Raw genomic sequence first — 20145 nt, forward strand, 5'->3', positions numbered from 1 at the left:
GCAGCGCGCCGCAGGCGCGCTGCCGGGCCCAACTCGGTTGGCTGCATCTTTGATGCGGGCAAGCGAGGCGGGAGCCTTTCACCGTCTTCGAAGACTATGTATTGAGCTCTTTGAACAGCGCCGTCAGGCGAGCCATTTCATCCTCAAGCCCATAGGGCGCATTGATGATGAACATACCCGACCCCACCATGCGATGCCCCTCGCGCACAGGGTCGAACCTGACTTCGTGGCAGAAGGTTTTCGGCAAGTTCTGAGATTTCAGGGCGGAAATCATTGCACCATGTCGATTATCCGACAGAATCGGATACCACAGAGCGATTACGCCCACGTTCCATTTCCGATGCAATTTGCCGATGATACCTGGCAGACGGTCGTATTCAGATTTCACCTCGTAGCTCGGGTCGATCAGCATCGCTCCACGCCGTGGTGTCGGGGGCAGCAGAGATTGCGCCAACTCGTACCCGTCCTGCTGGTACACCTTGGCCCCATAAGCTGACATCGCCATGGCCAGCGCGGAATGTTCCTGCGGGTGCAGCTCGGCAAAATGCAGGCTGTCCTGATCTCTCAGCAAATTGGCGGCAATCAGTGGCGATCCGGGGTAGGCCTCAGCCCCATGCCTTTTCTGAACAGCGCGGATCGCCTGTTCCAGCGGATGATCCGCGTCAAACCACTTGGCCCGCTGGACGCGCCGGATGCCGGCCTCGGCCTCGCCCGTGCGCACCGCCTCTGCCGCATCCAGCTTGTACAAACCTCGGCCCGAATGGGTTTCCAGGTAGGTCAGCGGTTTGTCTTTACGGGTCAGATACTCCAGCACAATTGCCAATAAAGCGTGCTTTTGCACATCAGCCAGATTCCCAGCGTGGTAAATGTGTTGATAAGAGAGCATGTTGCCTTCTAAAGTCCCTCTCAATAAGGCGGAAAGGTGCTGATTATCGCGGAATCAGCCCTTTTACCGGGCGTGCTGGCACCCTATAAGTCATCCGTCCCGGAACCGTCGAGTCGCGGGCAGTAGAAAAACCGACATACAGGATCAGGGGAAACATGGGGATCTTTGGCAATCTGGGCGGCCTGTTCACAGCGGACATGGCTATCGACCTTGGGACGGCAAACACCCTGGTGTATGTCAAGGGGCGTGGCGTGATCCTGTCTGAGCCATCCGTGGTGGCCTACCACGTCAAGGACGGCGTGAAAAAAGTTCTGGCCGTTGGCGAAGACGCCAAGCTGATGCTGGGCCGAACCCCCGGTTCGATCGAAGCGATCCGCCCAATGCGTGAAGGTGTGATTGCCGATTTCGACACGGCCGAAGAGATGATCAAGCATTTCATCCGCAAGGTGCATAAACGCTCGACCTTTTCGAAACCCAAAATCATCGTCTGCGTTCCCCATGGCGCAACCCCGGTCGAGAAACGTGCGATCCGTCAATCGGTTCTGTCCGCTGGCGCCCGTCGCGCGGGTCTTATTGCTGAACCTATCGCTGCGGCCATTGGCGCAGGGATGCCAATCACCGATCCGACCGGGAACATGGTCGTCGATATCGGCGGCGGCACCACCGAGGTTGCGGTTCTGTCGCTGGGCGACATCGTATATGCCCGCTCGGTCCGCGTTGGTGGCGACCGGATGGACGAGGCCATCATCTCATACCTGCGTCGTCAGCAGAACTTGCTGGTGGGTGAATCGACTGCTGAACGCATCAAGACCACCATCGGCACCGCGCGTATGCCCGACGATGGCCGTGGTCAGTCGATGCATATCCGTGGCCGCGACCTGCTGAACGGTGTGCCGAAGGAAATCGAGATCAGCCAGGCCCAGGTGGCCGAGGCGCTGTCTGAACCTGTCCAGCAGATTTGCGAGGCGGTGATGACCGCGCTGGAAACCACTCCGCCCGATCTGGCTGCGGATATCGTGGACCGGGGCGTGATGCTGACTGGCGGCGGTGCGCTGCTGGGCGATCTGGATCTGGCGCTGCGCGAACAGACCGGTCTGGCCGTGTCGATTGCCGACGAAAGCCTGAACTGTGTGGCATTGGGCACCGGCAAGGCCTTGGAATACGAAAAACAACTGCGCCACGCGATTGACTACGAAAGCTAAGGCGCGCACCCTTTGCAGATAGGGTAAACTCGGCACGAGCAGCACGGGAAGGAGTCCTGTGGCAAAAGACCGATCACAGCGCGATGAATACACCACCCCCCTGCGCCGCTTGCTGTTGGGGATCGTGGTGCTGTGCCTGCTGGGGATCTTTCTGGTCTGGCGTATCGACAGCCCGCGGGTGGAACGGTTCCGCGCCCAGGTCGTCGACCGGGTCGTGCCGTCGATGGAATGGGCCATGGTACCGGTCACCGCTGTGGTCAACCTGGCCCGCGATTTCCAAAGCTATCAACGCCTGAGCGAACAGAACCAGGAATTACGCAGCGAGTTGCGCCTGATGCGGGCCTGGAAAGAGGCCGCGCTGCAGCTTGAGCAGGAAAACGCCCGGCTGCTGGATCTGAACAACGTTCGGCTCGATCCACGCTTGACCTATATCACCGGGGTTGTGATGGCCGACAGCGGCTCTCCGTTCCGGCAGTCAGTTCTGCTGAATGTCGGCGAGCGGGACGGCATCACCGATGGCTGGGCCACGATGGACGGAATCGGCGTGGTCGGACGGATCTCGGGTGTGGGCCCGGACACGGCGCGGGTGATCCTGATGACAGATGCCTCCAGCGCGATCCCGGCGACCATTCAACCTTCGGGCCAGACCGCCCTGATCACGGGTGACAATACTCCGGCCCCCGCCGTCGAGTTTCTTGAAAACCGCGAACTGGTCCGCCCTGGCGACCGCGTCGTGACCTCGGGCGATGGCGGAGTGTTTCCGGCCGGGTTGCTAATCGGACAGATCACGGCCGATCCCGGAGGCCGTCTGCGGGTGCGTCTGTCGGCGGATTTCGAACGGCTCGAATTCTTGCGGGTGCTACGATATCAATCGGCGCCTACCATTCGGGACCCGGGCAGCATCGTTGGCCCCACACAGCCTGAAGCAGCTCTGCCGCCGGTGGAGGTTGGCGATGGATAGTCAGACTTCACAGCTTTGGTCCAAGCGTGTCCTGTACCTGTTTCTGGCCGCGCTGATCCTGTTTTTGCACCTGTTGCCTCTGGATACAAAACCGAACCGCTGGCCGTTTCCGGACTTGTTGATTGCCCTGACCTTCGCCTGGGTGCTTCGGCGGCCTGAATTCGTGCCGATCTTGTTGGTCGCAATCGTGATGCTGATGGCGGATCTGTTGCTGCAACGTCCGCCCGGCCTGCTGGCGGCGCTGGTGGTTCTGGGGGCCGCTTATCTGCACTCGGCCGCGTTTGGCTTGCGGGACTCGGGATTTGTCGGCGAATGGTCAACCGTTGCCGTGGTAATCACAGCTGTTTTTACGCTGAACCGCGTCATTCTTGCTATTCTGTCAGTGCAACAGGCAGCATTGGGGCCGGTGGTGATCCAAGTGGTTCTGACAATTGCGGTTTATCCACTGATTGTTCTGCTCAGCCAGAACGGATTCGGTGTGCGGCGCAAATCCACGGCTGAAACCGGCGCATTGGGAGCGCGCGCATGAAGCAACGCAAACCCAAAGCCCAAGGCCTTGCCTATAAACGCCTGCCGCGCAGAGCGCTGGTTTTGGGTGGATTGCAAGCCGTCTTTATCGGCGGGCTAGCCGCCCGGATGCGATTCATGCAGGTGGATCAGGCCGACGAATACCGCCTGCTGGCCGAGGAAAACCGGATCAATATCCGCCTGATCCCACCGACCCGGGGCCGAATCTATGACCGGAACGGAGAGATTATCAGCCAGAACTCGCCATCGTACCGGATCGTCATGGTGCGCGAGGATGCGGGCGATGTGGACGAGGTGATCGCCAAACTGTCCCAGTTGATCCCCCTGACCGAGGACGAGATCGACCGGGCCAAGACCGAAATGCACCGCTCGGCCCCGTTTCTGCCGGTGACACTGGCCGATCAGGTCACATGGGAAGATATCTCGAAGGTTGCCGTCAACGCCCCTGCGCTGCCCGGCGTGATCCCCGAAGTCGGGCAGACCCGGCAATATCCCCGATATGAAGATTTCGCCCATGTGGTCGGCTATGTCGGCCCGGTCAGTGACTATGATCTGAGCCAGATCGAAGACCCCGAGCCCGTGTTGCGCATTCCCCGATTTCAGATCGGCAAGGTCGGGCTGGAAGCCAAACAGGAAATCACCCTGCGCGGCAAGGCCGGGGCCAAGCGGGTCGAGGTCAACGCCACCGGTCGCGTGATGCGCGAACTGGACCGTCAGGAAGGTACCGCCGGGGCGGATCTGCAACTTTCGGTGGACGCCAACCTGCAACAATACGCGCAGGCGCGGCTGGCCGGTGAAAGCGCCGCTGCCGTGGTGATCGACTGTGAAAGCGGCGATATCCGCGCCATCAGTTCGGCGCCAAGTTTCGATCCGAATCTGTTCGTGCGCGGCATCTCGGTCGCCGATTACCGAGCATTGACCCAGGACAATTATCGCCCTCTGTCGAACAAGACGGTGCAGGGCACCTACCCCCCAGGGTCGACCTTCAAGATGATCACCGCCATGGCCGCGCTTGAAGCCGGTGTAATCGGGCCCTCGAACACCGTTTACTGCCCCGGCCACCTGAAGGTGGGCAGCCGCCGTTTCCACTGCTGGAAACGGGGCGGGCATGGAACGGTTGACCTGGAAACCTCGCTGAAACGCAGTTGCGATGTTTATTACTACGACGTGGCGCTGCGGGTGGGAATCGACAAAATCTCGGACATGGCGCGCACCTTCGGGCTGGGCGTAAAGCACGATATCCCGATGTCTGCCGTAGCCGCGGGGCTGGCGCCGAACCAGGAATGGAAACAGCGTGTGCACGGGCAGGACTGGTTGGTGGGTGACACCGCGAATGCCTCGATCGGTCAGGGTTTCATGCTGGCCTCGCCATTGCAACTGGCGGTGATGACGGCGCGTATTGCGACTGGTCGCGCGGTGAAGCCAAGGCTGGTGCGCTCGGTGAACGGGATTGAACAGCCCTCGGGCGCGGGGGAACCTTTAGCGGTGAACCGCAACAATCTGGAGCAAGTGCGTCAGGCGATGTTCTCGGTCTCGAACGACCGGCGCGGCACTGCCTATCGCAGCCGCATCATCGCGGATGAGTTCCGCATGGCGGGCAAGACCGGCACCAGCCAGGTGCGCAACATCACCAAAGCCGAACGTGCCGCGGGAGTGATCCGCAACGAAGACCTGCCGTGGGAACGCCGAGACCACGCGCTGTTCGTTAGCTTTGCGCCGTATGACAATCCGAAATACGCCGTGGCCGTCGTGGTGGAACATGGCGGCGGTGGCTCGAAAGCGGCTGCCCCGGTGGCCCGCGATATCATGTTGCAGGCGCTCTACAACGGAACGCCCCCGCTCGAGGCTTATCCGACCGCCGATCGGGACGGCATCAAGGAACAGCAAAAACGGCTGGAAGGCGACCGTCGCCCCAAAGCGCGACCGTCCGAAAAGGACCGCGCATGAGCTATCTTGAGTACGCCGTCAAATCCACGCCCTCGGGGTTCCGCAAATTCCTGTACATGAACTGGGCGCTGACCCTGCTCTTGATCAGCGTGGCCAGCACCGGGTTCCTGATGCTGTATTCCGTGGCGGGTGGATCGTGGACCCCATGGGCCGAACCGCAAATGGAACGCTTTGGGCTGGGTCTGGCCGTCATGTTCATCATCGCACTGGTTCCCATCTGGTTCTGGCGCAACATGTCAGTGCTCGCCTATATCGTATCGATCCTTCTGCTTATCTATGTGGAACTGTTTGGTACGGTCGGCATGGGCGCCCAGCGCTGGATCGACCTGAAATTCATGCGGCTGCAACCCTCGGAACTAATGAAAGTGACGCTGGTGATGCTGCTGGCGGCCTATTACGACTGGTTGCCCTCGCACAGGACCTCGCGGCCTGTCTGGGTGATCATCCCGGTCCTGCTGATCCTGATCCCGACCTTTCTGGTGCTGCGCCAGCCTGACCTTGGCACTTCGATCCTGCTGTTGGCGGCGGGCGGCGGGCTGATGTTCCTGGCCGGGGTACACTGGGCGTATTTCGCAGCCGTCATCGCGGCGGTGGTGGGCCTGATTGCCACGGTATTCAACAGCCGAGGGACCGATTGGCAGCTACTCAAAGATTACCAGTTCCGCCGGATCGACACCTTCCTCGACCCCTCGACCGATCCGTTGGGGGCGGGGTATCATATCACCCAATCCAAGATCGCACTGGGATCGGGAGGCTGGAACGGGCGCGGGTTCATGCAGGGCACCCAGTCCCGTCTGAACTTCCTGCCCGAGAAACACACCGATTTCATTTTCACTACTTTGGCCGAGGAGTTCGGTTTTGTCGGGGGCATCACCCTGCTGACCCTCTATGGCCTGATACTGGTCTTCTGTCTGGTTACCGCGCTTTCAACCAAGGACCGGTTCTCGTCTCTGGTGACGCTGGGCATCGCGTTGAACTTCTTCCTGTTCTTTGCCGTCAACATGTCGATGGTGATGGGCCTGGCCCCGGTTGTGGGTGTGCCGCTGCCGATGGTCAGCTATGGCGGCTCAGCAATGCTGGTTCTGATGGCCGCCTTCGGCATCGTCCAAAGCGCCCATATTCACCGCCCCCGCTGATCTGAAAGGCCTGCTATGCCCGTGAACATCCTGTTTTCCGCGCGCCCTGCCCTGTGGCCTGTTTACGAACCACTGCTGACCAAGTACCTGACACAGGTCAGGCTGGACTTTCGCCTTGCCACCGAATTCGAACCGGACCAGGTGGACTATATCGTCTATGCCCCGAACGCAGGCCTGCTGGATTTCACCCCCTACGCGCGATTGAAGGCCGTGCTCAGCCTCTGGGCCGGGGTCGAGAAGATCGCGGGCAATGGGACCCTGACCGTCCCGCTGGCGCGGATGGTGGATCACGGCCTGACGCAAGGCATGACGGAATGGGTCGTCGGCCACGTGCTGCGATATCACCTTGGAATGGATCAGCATATCATCGCTCAGGATGGTGTCTGGGCACCTGACGCACCGCCTTTGGCCACCGAACGCCGGATTTGCATTCTGGGGCTTGGCGCGTTGGGCGAGGCTGCGGCTCGCGCTTTGTCCGCGTTGAACTTTGACGTCACCGGCTGGAGCCGCTCAGCCAAAGAGATTGCTGGCGTCACATGCCTGTATGGCGACGATGGGTTGCGCGTTGCGCTTTCACGGGCAGAGATCGTGGTTCTGCTGCTGCCGGACACGCCCGCTACGGTAAATACCCTGAATGCCGAAAACCTGGCCCTGCTGCCCAAAGGCGCACGCATCATCAACCCGGGCCGGGGGCCACTGATTGATGACGACGCCCTGTTGGACGCGCTGAACTCCGGTCAGGTCGGCCACGCCACGCTGGATGTGTTCCGGGTCGAACCGTTGCCTGCGGATCATCCCTATTGGGCGCATCCGAATGTGACGGTGACCCCGCACATCGCCTCGGAGACGCGGCCGGTGACAGCGGCGCAAGTGATTTGTGAGAACATCCGCCGCGGTGAGGAAGGCAAACCTTTCCTGCACCTCGTCGATCGCGACTTGGGGTACTAGGGCGCGATCAAACCACGCCCTTTCAACAAAGCCTCAACCCCCGGCAACCGGCCACGGAAGGCGAGGTATAGCTCCTCGGCCTCACGTGAGCCACCAGTGGACAAGATGTTTGCCTCTAACGCTTTGGCTCGTTCCGGGTCGAATGCGCCGCCCGCCTCTTCGAACGCCGCAAACGCGTCGGCATCCATCACCTCGGACCACATATAGCTGTAATAGCCCGAGCTATAGCCATCGCCCGCAAATACATGCGAAAAGTGCGGCGTCGCATGACGCATTCCGATTGCGTGTGGCATCCCAATCTCGGCCAGCACCTCGGCCTGTTTCGCCATCGGATCGGTCGGAGCCGCACCGTCATGGAACGCAAGATCGACCAGCGCCGAGGCGACGTATTCCACCGTTTGGAACCCCTGATCGAAATTAGCTGCCTTCAGCAGTTTATCCAGCATCTCCTGCGGCATTGCTTCTCCGGTCTCGGCATGGGTCGCGAACTCGGCCAGAACCTCGGGGACCTCCAGCCAGTGTTCGTAAAGTTGGCTGGGCAGTTCTACGAAATCCCGCGCAACCGACGTACCCGAGATGCTTTCATAGGTCACATTTGACAGCATCTGGTGCAGGGCATGGCCAAATTCATGGAACAACGTGCGCGCATCGTCATAAGACAACAGTGCCGGATCGCCCTTGGCGAAATTGCAGACATTGATCACGACCGGCGCCTGCATCTTGGGGAACTTTGCCTGCGACCGCATCGCGCTGCACCACGCGCCCGAGCGTTTCGATCCCCGCGCGAAGTAATCGCCGATGAACACTGCTATATGCCGCCCATTGCGCGTAACCTCCCACGCCCGGCAATCGGGGTGATAGAGCGGTACATCCAGCGGTGCGAATTCCAGTCCGAACAGGCGATTGGCGCAGGCAAAGGACGCCTCGATCATACGGTCCAATTGCAGATAGGGCTTCAGCGCCGCCTCATCCAGATCATGCTCGGCCTTGCGGCGTTTCTCGGCGTAGTAGCGCCAGTCCCAAGCCTCCAGCGGACCATTGACGCCGTCTTCCTGCATCATCTGCGTCAGGATTTTGGCGTCCGCATCGGCACGGGTCTTGGCCGGCTCCCACACCTGCATCAGCAGATCCCGGACCTTGTCCGGTGTGCGGGCCATCTCCGTTTCCAGCTTGTAAGCCGCGAAACTGTCATAGCCCAGCAGCTCGGCCCGTTCCTCGCGCAGCTGCAGGATTTCGGCGGCGCTCTCGCGGTTGTCAGTCTCTTTGCCGTTAGCACCCCGTGCGGTCCAGGCGCGATAGGCCTTTTCCCGCAGATCGCGGCGGGGTGAGAATTGCAGGAACGGTACGATCAGGGACCGCGACAGGGTTACCACCGGTCCCGCCGCGCCCTTTTCCTGCCCTGCGGCACGGGCGGCATCCACCACGAAACCCGGCAGACCTTCCAGATCACCCTCTGACAGGTCCATGAACCAATCGCGTTCATCAGCCAGCAGATTTTGAGTAAAGGAGGTCCCCAGCGAGGCCAGCCGCGCCTTGATCTCTTGCATCCGGGCGTCCTTATCGCCCTCAAGCGCCGCACCGGACCGTACGAACCCCCGATGGGTCAGCATCAGAACCCGCGCCTGCTCGTCGGTCAGGTTCAGTTCGTCCTTGCGCGCCCACAGATCGGCCACGCGCTGAAACAGCGCCTTGTTCGACGAAATCCCCGAGAAATGGGCCGCCAGCTTGGGTGAGAATTCACGCTGCAACTTCTCGCGCGCCGGGTTGCTGTCCGCCCCGACGACGGTGAAGAACACCGACAGAACCTTGTCCATTTCCTCACCCGCGGCTTCGAGAGCCTCGATCGTGTTGGCAAAGGTGGGGGTGTCCGGGTTACCCGCAATCGCGTCGATCTGAGCGTTATGGGCCTGCATCGCCTTATCCAGAGCGGGAGCGAAATCGTCATCCGCAATTTCGGCAAATGGTGCGATTTCAAACGGTGTGGTCCAGTCGGACAGGATCGGATTGGTCATGCGTGTCTCCTTTGACCACAGAGTTAGGAACGGCAGGCCGGATGATCCAGAGCGGGGTTACGCCCCCGAGCCACAAATCGGACAATCGGCACGGCGCGACAGGGTGATCTTGCGGCTTTCGCCATAAAGCGCGTCATATATCAGCATCTCGCCGCGCAGGGCCTGCCCGGCCCCGGTGAGCACCTTGATTGCCTCAACCGCCATCATCGAACCGACCACGCCGGGCAAGGGGCCAATCACACCCGCCTCGGCGCAGGAGGGCGCCAAGCCGGGGGCCGGTGCCTCGGGGAAAATGCACTGATAGCAGGGCGCATCATTGGCGGGGTCAAAGACACTCAGTTGTCCTTCCCATTGCGACAATGCGCCCGAAATAAGGGGTTTGCCCAATGCTGTCGCGGTGCGGTTGGCCAGATAGCGGCTTTCAAAATTGTCGGTGCCATCAAGGATCAGATCGAAATCGGCGAAAAGATCATGAGCGATCTCATGGGTCAGGCGACGGTGATAGGGAAGAACCGTGACATTGGGGTTCTGCGCCTCCATCGCCTGCTGCGCCGAAAAGACTTTGGGCATCCCGATATCGGCGTCGCGATGAATCACCTGCCGTTGCAGGTTGGCGTTTTCAACCTCATCATCGTCGATCACGCCGATGGTACCCACTCCGGCAGCAGCGAGGTATTGCAACGCAGGCGCGCCTAGGCCCCCGGCGCCAATGACCAGCACACGGGCCTTTTTCATCTTTTTTTGACCGGGTCCGCCCAGTTCTCGCAGGACGATGTGGCGGGCGTAACGTTCCAGTTCGATCTCAGAGAATTGGTCGGATGGCATCGTGGGCTCCTTGGTGGCGGCAGGTGCTGCGCGGTTTCTCAGCGCTTTCAGAAACCTTCCGTAAACCAGAACCAGAATGGCCGCGCCACCCAAGATCAGCCACAGCGCCGCAGAGCCGCCAGTCGCCTCACGCAACGGATTACCATCTGGCAGAACCAGCTGGGCTGTAATCACGCCCAGCAGCAGAACCCCGACCGAGGTCATGCGAGCCGCCCTGGACACTCCGGCCAGATAGCCGATCCCCCAGAGACCCGCAGCCAGAATCAGGACCAGCAGCATCAGCCGCGCCCGGTCGAGCCGAAGCCACCTGCGCCGCGGATTGTGTCGCTGAGCGCCTCCACCGGCTCGAACGCGGCCTGCACTACGGGGGCAACCACCAGTTGGGCAATGCGCTCACCATGGGTGACTTCGAACGTCTCTTGCCCGGCGTTCAGGACGATCACGCCGAGCGGGCCGCGATAGTCACTGTCAATCGTCCCCGGAGTGTTGGGCAGGGTGATGCCGTGTTTCAGCGCCAGACCCGAGCGAGGACGCACCTGAACCTCAAAGCCCTTCGGAATCTCGATCCGCAAGCCCGTTGGCACCAAAGCGCGCTGGCCGGGTTCCAGCGTGATCGAGGCCCCGTCCGGCAGATTCGCCCGCACATCCGCCCCGGCTGCCCCGGAGGTTTCATAAGATGGCAGCGGGACTGACGGATCAGACCCTTCCTCTCGGATCACACGAATAGCAACCATCACTGCTCCTTTGGTTTAGCTGGTCAACGCGTCGGCGATCTTTCGTGCCAGACGCTTGGCCACTTCATCCTTGCCCATGCGCGGCCATTCCTCGGCGCCGTCGTCTGAAATCAGGATCACCGCATTCTCGGACCCGCCCATGATCCCCGTCGCCGGGCTGACATCATTGGCTACGATCCAGTCACAGCCCTTGCGCCCTCGTTTGGCGGTGGCGTGTTCGACCACATTGTCGGTTTCAGCCGCGAACCCAACGACCAGCGCGGGGCGGCCTGCGTCCATATGCGAGACACGCTTCAGGATGTCCGGATTTTCGGCAAACTCCAGCACGGGCAATCCGTCGCGGCTTTTTTTCAGTTTCTTGTCCGAGGCACTGGCCACGCGCCAGTCGGCAACAGCCGCCGCAAACACACCCGCATCGACAGGTAGCGCCGCATCAACCGCGTCGGACATCTGTTGCGCGGTTTCCACCGGCACAACTTGAACCCCGTCTGGCGGCGGTACATCTGCAGGGCCGGTTACAAACACCACCTCAGCCCCCAGCGCAGCCAGCGCACGGGCGACCGCCGCGCCCTGCGCCCCGGACGAGCGGTTGGCGATATATCGTACCGGGTCGATGGGTTCATGCGTCGGCCCCGAGGTTACAAGCACGCGTTTGCCGTTCAGCGGGCCGTCACCCAGCTCCGTCTCGATCGCCGCGACGATCTCCAGCGGTTCCGACATACGGCCAGGGCCGAATTCGCCGCAAGCCATGTCGCCCTCGTTCGGGCCGACAAAACGGACGCCATCCGCTTGCAGTTGTTTCAAGTTGCGCTGCGTGGCGGGATGATCCCACATCCGCACATTCATCGCTGGTGCACAAAGAACCGGCGTATCGGTCGCCATCAGCAGGGTCGAGGCCAGGTCATTGGCCAGCCCCCCGGCCATCTTCGCCATCAAATCAGCAGTCGCCGGGGCCACAACGATCAGATCAGCCGAACGGGACAATTGAATATGCCCCATCTCGGCCTCATCCGTCAGGTCGAACAGGTCGCGATAGACTTTCTCTCCAGCCAAGGCAGACACCGACAGAGGCGTCACGAATTCCTCGGCCGCACGGGTCAGCACGGGTTTCACAGACGCGCCACGTTCCCTCAGGCGCCGGATCAGATCCAGCGACTTATAAGCCGCGATCCCGCCACCGATGATCAGCAGAATGCGTTTCGATGCCAGCATGTTGTGCCCTTCTCGTCCCGGTCGGCCCAGACATTAGGCAAGCGGGCCGGACAGTTCCAGCGGTTAATTGGATGTTTGAAACGCCAAGCAAGGGTCTTCGCGCTCAACACTTGGGCTATCGATCACGGCATCGAATTCCCCATTCACCAACCCGTCCTCGGACTGGCCCAGCACGAACACTTTCAATCCAGGGCGCATTCGAGACAGAAAGGTCGGAATGCCCCGGTCCTTGCGAGCGTGGCCGTTGCCCGTAATCACCGCGACCGGTCCGCCGGTCTCATCCGTCGCGCGCAGGATGGCACGGGTCAACACCGCATCGCGCAGCCTTTGAATGGCGACCAACTGCGGCAAAGCGCTTTCCGGGATCGCATTGCAATGAGCGGCCAGTTGATCGGCCTCTCGCGCGGCCTGTTCGTCAGCCGGTAGCGGAACGGTCAGACCAAACCGCGCCGCATCCGCCCCCAAGGCCGTGGCTGCGCCCCGCTCCATCGCCGCACGGGCGGCTGTACGCGGGACCATTGCGCCATAAACCGGCGCGTCCGAGGCCTGAAACACCGGGTAATACATGCTGAGCGGCGGCCAGCCGGATTCGATCCACTTTAGAATACGCGCGAGCTCCTCGGGGTCGGATACAGCCTTGTCCGCAAGGCGCTGCGCGCCTTCCTCGGTCACCATTTCCCATACAACGGCTGATGGGTTTATGGCCTTCAACGCCTCGGCCTGAACAACGTGGTGCTGAGGGTTGTCGTGAACCTCACCCAGAATCACCACGTCCGCTTCAGTCATCGCGGCCAGAACATCATACGGTATCAGATTTTCGGCATGGCCAGGTCGGGCCATAACCACAAGTGCACAAAGCAGAATCGCAAGCTGTCTCATGCGATGAAGTGTTGCACCTCACGCGATTGAGCTTCAAGGTTCTTGCGCATTTTCACGAAGGCCGCGGCCTCAAGCTGACGTACACGTTCCTTGGACAGGCCAAGCTCCTGCCCCAGACTTTCCAGCGTACGGGACGGTTCACGCAGCTTGCGTTCGCGCACGATAAAGCGTTCGCGATCGTTCAGTGCCTGCATGGCCATCACCAGCCATTCGCGCAGCTGTTCGGTGTCATGGTTATTCTCGACCATCTCGGCGGCCTGAGCACGTTCATCTTCCAGCGCGTCGATCCACTCGCGCCCGTCCTCATCAGCCGACTGCACCGCGTTCAGCGAGAAATCGGACCCGGACAACCGGCCCTCCATCATCTCGACGTCGCGCAGAGGGACGCCGATCTCGGCGGCGATCATCTGATGCAACTGGTGGCGGTCCAAATCCATCCCCTCGGTCGCAGCTTCGCGCTCAAGGCGCGCCTGAACCCGGCGCATGTTGAAGAACAGGGATTTCTGAGACGAGGTCGATCCGGTTCGCACCATCGACCAATTGCGCATCACGTAATCCTGAATGCTGGCCTTGATCCACCAGACAGCATAGGTCGAAAAGCGCACACCGCGGTCAGGGTCGAACTTGTCGGCGGCTTTCATCAGGCCCAAACCGGCTTCCTGGATCAGATCGTTCATCGGCGCGCCATAGCGTTTAAACTTGGCCGCCATGGAAATCGCCAACCGCATATAGGCCGTGATCAGCCGGTGCAGCGCCTGTTCGTCGCGATCATCACGCCACGCATAGGCCAGTTTCAGTTCGGTCTCCGCGTCCAGCAGTTCGGCCTTCATCGCTTGCCGGGACATCGAAAAATCGTTCGCATTGTCCAGTGCCATGGAAATCTCCCCTTTTCACAGGCGCGGGCCGGACTTGCCTTGCCGACCTAGGGTCGATACGCAGAACAAAACCGGGTGGATCACATGAAAGGTAATTATAGTGTATCCGGATTTAACCTTTGTGTTGGGCGGAGCGGCCTCGGGAAAGTCGGTATTTGCCGAACAACTTGTTGTTTCATCAGGGAAAAACCGGATCTATCTCGCAACATCACAAGTGTTTGATGACGAGATGCGCGATAAGATCCGACGCCACATTGCCCAGCGGGGCGAAGGTTGGGCGACCGTGGAAGCGCCATTCGATCTGGGCCCCGTTCTGGCCGAGCTAACCCCAGACCATGTCTGTTTGATCGACTGTGCCACGATGTGGCTGACCAACCATCTGCTGGCCGAAAACGACTTGGATCGGGTACAAACGGATCTGTTGCAGGCGCTGAAATCCTGCCGCGCTACAGTTGTCATCGTCTCGAACGAGGTCGGCCATGGCATCGTCCCCGACAACACCCTGTCCCGCCGGTTCCGCGAGGCTCAGGGTCGGTTGAATATCGCGCTGGCGGCACATGCCGATCTGGCGGTGCAGGTCACCGCTGGGCTGCCTCTGGTGCTGAAAGGGCAATTGCCGTGACTCGGCTGCATCTTGTCCGCCACGGGCCGACCCATGCGAAAACCATGGTTGGCTGGTCCGACCTGCCTGCGGACCTCAGCGATCAGGCGGCAATCGCGCGGCTGCATGATCACCTTCCGGTCGAGGCTCTGGTGATCTCGTCTGACCTGTCCCGCGCCGCGGACACCGCCTCGGCCATTCAGGGCACCCGCCAGCGCCTACCGCATCACCGTGACCTGCGAGAGATTCATTTCGGCACGTGGGAACTGCGCAGTTTCAAGGAAATCGAGGCCGAAGACCCCGACCTCACCTTCGCTTATTGGGACAACCCCGGCGACGTGCGTCCGCCCAAAGGCGAAAGCTGGAATGAGGTTCGGACCCGCGTGGATGCCGTAATCGATCGGCTGATCACCGACCACACCGGGCGCGATCTGATCATCGTGGCCCATTTCGGCGTGATCTTGACGCAAGTGCAGCGCGCGCTTGGGGTTGATGCGCAAGAGACGTTCAGCCACCGGATCGACAACCTCTCGGTCACTGAAATCACCCATTTTGGCGACCGCTGGTCGGTTGGGCGGATCAATCACCTCCCGTGATTACACCCCGCACAAATCACTGATTTACGGAATGGTCCTGCTGCGCCATCGTAGCGGCATGACCTATGATTTGTTTATCGGAGACCGTCTGTTTTCCAGCTGGTCCATGCGCGGCTGGCTGATGCTGGAAAAGTTCGGCCTGCCCTATCGAAGCCACATGATCGGCCTCTATTCCGGCACCATGGTCGAGGATATGAAACCGCTGGCCCCGGCGCGCCTTGTGCCCGCCCTGCGCCTGCCTGACGGTACGGTCGTTGGTGAAAGCCTCGCGATGGCCGAGACATTGGCCGAACGGCATCCCGAGGCCGGGTTGTGGCCCGCGGCCCCCTCCGCCCGCGCAACCGCACGGTGGCTCTGCGCCGAGATGGTGGCCGGGTTCAACGCCTTGCGCGGGGAATGCCCGATGCAGTTGATGCACTGCTGGCAGGGGTTTGTCCCGTCGCCTGAGGCAGTGAGTGATCTGGAGCGGGTCGAAACCTTGTGGTCCCACGCCCGCACAGTGTCCGGTGCCAAGACTGGGCCTTTGTTCGGAAACTATTCTCTGGCCGACGTCTTCTATACTCCGGTGGCTGCGCGGATCATCGGGTATGGCCTGCCGGTCTCCGAGGCGAGCAGAGACTATTGCTTGGGCCTGTTGTCTGACCCCGCAACACGGCAATGGCGCGCCATGGGACGGACCGTAAGCTATGAGCCGTTCCCATACGACCTGAACCTGTCGACGCAGGCCTGGCCTGTCGGAGCGAGTACTGACGCGCAGGCCATGGATAACGGACCATCTCTCAACGAGTTTTGCCCCTATTCCGGCAAAGTGGTCACGCATTTTCTGGAGTTGAACGGGCAGCGTTGGGGCTTCTGTAACCGCTTCTGCCGCGACAAAACCGTCGCAGATCCGGGGGCTTGGCCAAAATTCACCGCAATGACGGACGCCGTTAACGATTCTTAAACCGCGATCATGGCAGCAACGACTTGTTAACCAAAAAGGTCGTTCATGGTCGCTCGCTCTCATACCGTCGCTTTCCAAGGGGTCGATGCCCGCCCGGTCGAGGTGCAATGCGCCGTCTCACCTGGGCTGCCCGCCTTTTCCATCGTCGGCCTGCCAGATAAGGCCGTGTCCGAGGCCCGCGACCGTATCCGCAGCGCGCTAAGCTCGATGGCCATCGCGCTGCCGTCGAAACGGATCACCATCAACCTGTCCCCTGCCGACCTGCCGAAAGAGGGCAGTCACTTCGACCTGCCCATTGCCGTGGCCTTGCTGTCCGCACTGGAGATCATACCGCCCGATGCCGCCGAAGGCGCGGTTTCTTTGGGTGAGTTATCTCTGGACGGCTCGCTGGTGCCTGTCGTAGGCGCCCTGCCCGCCGCCATGACCGCCGCCGCCGAGGATCGCACGTTGCTGTGCCCACGCGCGTCCAGCGCTGAGGCCGCGTGGGTAGATGCCACGCAAGTGATCGGTGCCGGTTCATTGGGAGAAGTGGTGCGCCATTTCTCGGGCCAGTCACCTTTGCCAGCCGCCCAACCCGGAGAAGTAAACCTTGCGCCCAGCCCCCGCGATCTGCGCGATGTGAAAGGACAGGAACGGGCCAAACGCGCGTTAGAGATCGCTGCCGCCGGGCGCCACCACCTGATAATGATCGGTACGCCTGGGTCGGGTAAATCCATGTTGGCCGCGCGTTTGACTGGTATCCTGCCACCACTAACCCCGACCGAAGCATTGGAAACCTCAATGATCCAATCCCTGTGCGGGTTGTTGGATGAAGGCGGCATCAGCCGCACCCGCCCGTTTCGCGAGCCGCACCACACAGCCTCGATGGCCGCTATCGTCGGGGGCGGCAAAGGGGCGAAACCGGGGGAAATCTCACTCGCTCATAATGGCGTTCTGTTCATGGACGAATTCCCCGAGTTCCCGCGCACCGTCCTGGAAACCCTTCGACAACCGATTGAAACAGGCGAGGTCATGGTCGCCCGCGCCAATGCTCATGTGAAATATCCTTGCCGGTTCATGTTGGTGGCTGCCGCCAACCCGTGCAAGTGCGGATACCTGACCGACCCGGCCCGCGCCTGTTCGCGCGCGCCTGTGTGTGGCGAAGATTATCTGGGGCGGATTTCCGGCCCGTTGATGGACCGGTTCGATCTGCGGATCGAGGTGCCTCCGGTGGGGTTCACCGATCTCGACCTGCCACCATCAGGCGACAGCTCGGCCATCGTTGCCGCACGGGTCGATGCCGCGCGTGCCATTCAGGCGGAGCGGTTCCGCGAGACAGCGGGAACCCGCCAGAACGCAGATGTAGAGGGTAACGTGCTGGAGGAAATCGCCTCCCCTGATGCCGAAGGCAAAGAACTATTGCTGAAAGCGGCCGAACGGTTCGGCCTATCCGCCCGCGCATTTCACCGCATCCTGCGCGTGGCGCGCACGATCGCCGATCTGGATGGCGAATCGAATGTCCGTCGCCCCCACGTCGCCGAGGCGCTGAGCTTTCGCATCAGTGCCAAGGTCGCGTCTTAAAGCTTGGCCTCGATCGCCTGCCAGATCTTTTCGGCGATGTTCACGCCGTCAAACCGCTCAAGCTCCTGAATACCTGTCGGAGAGGTCACGTTGATCTCGGTCAGGTAGTCGCCGATCACGTCAATCCCGACAAAGACCTGCCCTTTTTCCTTCAGCAGAGGTCCAATCGCGGCGCAAATCTCAAGATCCCGTTCAGACAGGCCGATCTTTTCCGGCCTGCCGCCGACATGCATGTTCGAGCGTGTTTCACCCTTGGCTGGCACACGGTTGATCGCGCCGACAGGCTCTCCATCAACCAGGATCACCCGTTTGTCGCCATTGCTGACATCAGGCAGAAATTTCTGAACAATCAGCGGCTCGCGCGAGAACCCGGTGAACAATTCGTGCAGCGAGGTCAGATTGCGGTCATTCGCATCCAGCCGGAACACGCCCGCACCGCCATTGCCATAAAGCGGCTTGAGGATGACATCGCCATGCTTTTCCTTGAACGCCTTGATGGTCTGAAGGTCGCGCGCAATCGTGGTCGGCGGTGTCAGGTCGGGAAAATCCAAAACCAGCAGTTTTTCGGGGTAGTTACGCACCCAGAACGGATCATTGATCACCAGCGCCTGACCTTTCAGGCGATCCAGCAGGTGGGTCGACGTGATGTAGTGCATGTCGAACGGCGGGTCCTGACGCAGCCAGATCACGTCGAAATCTGCCAGATCAACCTCACGTTCCGAACCGAGCTCAGCCGGGTTACCTGCCACGCGCTGAACGGTCATGTCATGACCGCGCGCGGTGATCCGCCCTTGCTGATAGGCCAGCTGGTCGGGCCCGTAGAAAAACAGCGTGTGCCCGCGCGCCTGTGCCTCTTCGGCCAGACGGAATGAGCTGTCTGCATTGATATCCACGGCCCCGATCGGGTCCATCTGAAAGGCGATTTTCATGGCGTGTCCCTCAATTTTACGCCCGATACATGGCCCAGCGGGGCCATGGGTTCAATGGGGATCAGGCCTGACCAAAGGCGTTTTCGATGATTTGAACAGCCCCCGAGGCGTCCACCAACGCGGCGTCGAACCGGGCATTGGTCAGTTGCCCGCGCGGTTCAGTTTCCAGAAACTGAGCGGCCGAGGCGTAAATCCGGTTCATCTGGCGACGGTTGATCCTGGCTGCGGCCATCTCAAAACTGCTGCTTTTCTTGACTTCGATGAAAACGACGCCCTCTGCGTTGCGGGCGATCAGGTCGATCTCACCCCCAGCGCTTCGCCAACGACGATACGCGATTGAAAACCCGCGCCGCTCATAGTCGGATGCAACCTGCTGCTCTGCCGCCTGTCCGGCGTGATAGGAAACCGAACTTCGAACGGATCGCGCGGTCATGTCATCCCTTTCCCAGTTTCAGGGCCTTCTGGTAAATCGGACGCCGCGGCAGCTTGTACATTTCAGACACCAGATCCGCCGCGTCCCGAACCGAATGGGTCTCCAGAGCCCGTTTCAGAGCCTCTTCTACGTCGGAATCGTTAACAGTTTCCGAATGTCCGCGATCCACAAGCAGGACGATCTCACCTTTGATCGTTTGCCCTTGCAGGTCTGCCGCCAATTCACCCAAAGACCCGCGCCGAACCTCTTCGAACTTCTTGGTCAGTTCGCGGCACATCGCGGCGGGGCGGTTTTCCCCCATTACCTCGGCCAGATCTGAAAGACAGGCCGCGACGCGTTTTGGCGACTCGTAGAACACCAGCGTTCCGGGCACGTCGCGCAGCGCCTCGATACGCGATCGGCGGGCACCAGAGGCGTTGGGCAGAAACCCAGCAAAAAAGAACGCATCCGTCGGCAAACCTGCCAAAGTCAGAGCCATCAAAGCTGCCGACGGCCCCGGCGCACAGGTCACCACATGACCGGCCTCGGCCGCCTGCCGCCCCAGATCATATCCTGGGTCGGCGATCAGCGGCATTCCGGCCTCGGACGCGTATGCGACTGATTTTCCTTCGCTCAGCGCGTTTAAGATTTTTCCGCGAGCGCCCGCGCCGCTGTGGTCGTGATAGGCCAGAATGCGCCGTCCATCCAAGGGAACACCGTGAATTTCCATCAACCGGCGCAGGCTGCGGGTATCCTCAGCCGCGATCATATCTGCCGAGGCCAGCACATCCAGCGCTCTGAGCGTGATATCGCGTGCCGTACCGATTGGAGTGGCAACAAAATACAGGCCGGCGCCCAATCTGACTTTTTGGAAATTCAAAGCTGGACCCTCACAGCGTGACGTTTATTATCGCGGCGTAATAGATAGGTGGCACCCCAAGCCGCCGGGACAGGGAGTT

General features: G+C 60.9%; 20 protein-coding genes. 10 read left to right on the forward strand and 10 right to left on the reverse strand.

Annotated elements, in window-relative coordinates; all coding sequences use genetic code 11:
* Positions 1-94: 94 nt before the first annotated feature.
* Positions 95-886: a 23S rRNA (adenine(2030)-N(6))-methyltransferase RlmJ gene (locus ACR0IM_RS12935; RefSeq protein WP_480682165.1), complete on the reverse strand. Its 792-nt coding sequence runs from the start codon at positions 884-886 to the stop codon at positions 95-97.
* 155 nt (positions 887-1041) lie between these two features.
* Between ACR0IM_RS12935 and ACR0IM_RS12940 the strand changes: the two genes are divergently transcribed.
* Genes ACR0IM_RS12940 through ACR0IM_RS12965 form a run of 6 tightly spaced genes read left to right on the forward strand, consistent with a single transcriptional unit; the run spans position 1042 to position 7608 of the window.
* A complete protein-coding gene (locus tag ACR0IM_RS12940; RefSeq protein ID WP_039523195.1) occupies positions 1042-2088 on the forward strand; it encodes a rod shape-determining protein in 1047 nt (348 codons plus the stop codon).
* A 58-nt stretch (positions 2089-2146) separates the two neighbouring features.
* A complete protein-coding gene (gene mreC / locus ACR0IM_RS12945) occupies positions 2147-3049 on the forward strand; it encodes a rod shape-determining protein MreC (RefSeq protein WP_480592943.1) in 903 nt (300 codons plus the stop codon).
* Positions 3042-3578 carry a rod shape-determining protein MreD gene (locus tag ACR0IM_RS12950; protein WP_480592941.1) on the forward strand — a complete coding sequence of 179 codons (537 nt, stop codon included), beginning with the start codon at positions 3042-3044 and terminating at the stop codon, positions 3576-3578. The genes mreC and ACR0IM_RS12950 overlap by 8 nt, the downstream gene beginning before the upstream one ends.
* Positions 3575-5524 (forward strand): penicillin-binding protein 2, encoded by a 1950-nt coding sequence (gene mrdA / locus ACR0IM_RS12955; protein WP_480592938.1) that lies wholly within the window; start codon positions 3575-3577, stop codon positions 5522-5524. Before ACR0IM_RS12950 ends, mrdA begins: the two co-directional genes overlap by 4 nt.
* On the forward strand, positions 5521-6660 hold the full coding sequence (gene rodA / locus ACR0IM_RS12960) for a rod shape-determining protein RodA (protein ID WP_480592936.1): 1140 nt from the start codon (positions 5521-5523) through the stop codon (positions 6658-6660). The genes mrdA and rodA overlap by 4 nt, the downstream gene beginning before the upstream one ends.
* A gap of 15 nt (positions 6661-6675) precedes the next feature.
* The gene (locus ACR0IM_RS12965) at positions 6676-7608 is read left to right on the forward strand and encodes a 2-hydroxyacid dehydrogenase (RefSeq protein ID WP_480682166.1); all 933 of its coding nucleotides are present in this window, start codon (positions 6676-6678) and stop codon (positions 7606-7608) included.
* Here the strand turns inward: ACR0IM_RS12965 and ACR0IM_RS12970 are convergent.
* The 6 genes from ACR0IM_RS12970 to ACR0IM_RS12995 form a co-directional block, all read right to left on the reverse strand.
* Complete coding sequence (locus ACR0IM_RS12970) at positions 7605-9620, reverse strand: M3 family metallopeptidase (RefSeq protein WP_480682167.1); 2016 nt, start codon at positions 9618-9620, stop codon at positions 7605-7607. The genes ACR0IM_RS12965 and ACR0IM_RS12970 overlap by 4 nt on opposite strands.
* A gap of 57 nt (positions 9621-9677) precedes the next feature.
* Positions 9678-10724 (reverse strand): HesA/MoeB/ThiF family protein, encoded by a 1047-nt coding sequence (locus tag ACR0IM_RS12975; RefSeq protein ID WP_480682168.1) that lies wholly within the window; start codon positions 10722-10724, stop codon positions 9678-9680.
* A complete protein-coding gene (gene dut, locus ACR0IM_RS12980) occupies positions 10724-11179 on the reverse strand; it encodes a dUTP diphosphatase (RefSeq protein WP_480682170.1) in 456 nt (151 codons plus the stop codon). The genes ACR0IM_RS12975 and dut overlap by 1 nt, the downstream gene beginning before the upstream one ends.
* A 15-nt stretch (positions 11180-11194) precedes the next feature.
* A complete protein-coding gene (gene coaBC / locus ACR0IM_RS12985) occupies positions 11195-12391 on the reverse strand; it encodes a bifunctional phosphopantothenoylcysteine decarboxylase/phosphopantothenate--cysteine ligase CoaBC (RefSeq protein ID WP_480682171.1) in 1197 nt (398 codons plus the stop codon).
* 63 nt (positions 12392-12454) lie between these two features.
* Complete coding sequence (locus ACR0IM_RS12990; RefSeq protein WP_480641829.1) at positions 12455-13270, reverse strand: ChaN family lipoprotein; 816 nt, start codon at positions 13268-13270, stop codon at positions 12455-12457.
* Entirely contained in the window at positions 13267-14145 is an 879-nt protein-coding gene (locus ACR0IM_RS12995) for an RNA polymerase factor sigma-32 (RefSeq protein WP_480592920.1), read from the reverse strand. Before ACR0IM_RS12995 ends, ACR0IM_RS12990 begins: the two co-directional genes overlap by 4 nt.
* Positions 14146-14245: 100 nt before the next feature.
* Between ACR0IM_RS12995 and cobU the strand changes: the two genes are divergently transcribed.
* Genes cobU through ACR0IM_RS13015 form a run of 4 tightly spaced genes read left to right on the forward strand, consistent with a single transcriptional unit; the run spans position 14246 to position 17845 of the window.
* On the forward strand, positions 14246-14767 hold the full coding sequence (cobU, locus tag ACR0IM_RS13000; protein ID WP_480641828.1) for a bifunctional adenosylcobinamide kinase/adenosylcobinamide-phosphate guanylyltransferase: 522 nt from the start codon (positions 14246-14248) through the stop codon (positions 14765-14767).
* On the forward strand, positions 14764-15342 hold the full coding sequence (locus ACR0IM_RS13005; RefSeq protein WP_480682172.1) for a histidine phosphatase family protein: 579 nt from the start codon (positions 14764-14766) through the stop codon (positions 15340-15342). The genes cobU and ACR0IM_RS13005 overlap by 4 nt, the downstream gene beginning before the upstream one ends.
* A 58-nt stretch (positions 15343-15400) precedes the next feature.
* Positions 15401-16285, forward strand: a complete 885-nt coding sequence (locus tag ACR0IM_RS13010) for a glutathione S-transferase (RefSeq protein ID WP_480641878.1) — start codon at positions 15401-15403, stop codon at positions 16283-16285.
* A gap of 45 nt (positions 16286-16330) precedes the next feature.
* Positions 16331-17845, forward strand: coding sequence for a YifB family Mg chelatase-like AAA ATPase (locus tag ACR0IM_RS13015; RefSeq protein WP_480682173.1), 1515 nt, complete (start codon positions 16331-16333; stop codon positions 17843-17845).
* On the opposite strand, the gene gshB is transcribed toward ACR0IM_RS13015, so the two are convergent.
* From gshB to rsmI, 3 genes are all read right to left on the reverse strand, one after another.
* Positions 17842-18774 (reverse strand): glutathione synthase, encoded by a 933-nt coding sequence (gene gshB, locus ACR0IM_RS13020; protein ID WP_480682174.1) that lies wholly within the window; start codon positions 18772-18774, stop codon positions 17842-17844. The two genes, ACR0IM_RS13015 and gshB, sit on opposite strands and share 4 nt — an antisense overlap.
* Before the next feature lie 61 nt (positions 18775-18835).
* Positions 18836-19207 carry a YraN family protein gene (locus ACR0IM_RS13025; protein WP_480682175.1) on the reverse strand — a complete coding sequence of 124 codons (372 nt, stop codon included), beginning with the start codon at positions 19205-19207 and terminating at the stop codon, positions 18836-18838.
* Between the two features lies 1 nt (position 19208).
* Positions 19209-20066: a 16S rRNA (cytidine(1402)-2'-O)-methyltransferase gene (rsmI, locus tag ACR0IM_RS13030; protein WP_480682176.1), complete on the reverse strand. Its 858-nt coding sequence runs from the start codon at positions 20064-20066 to the stop codon at positions 19209-19211.
* Between the last annotated feature and the right edge of the window lie 79 nt (positions 20067-20145).

This window comes from Ruegeria sp. BF6, assembly GCF_056538665.1.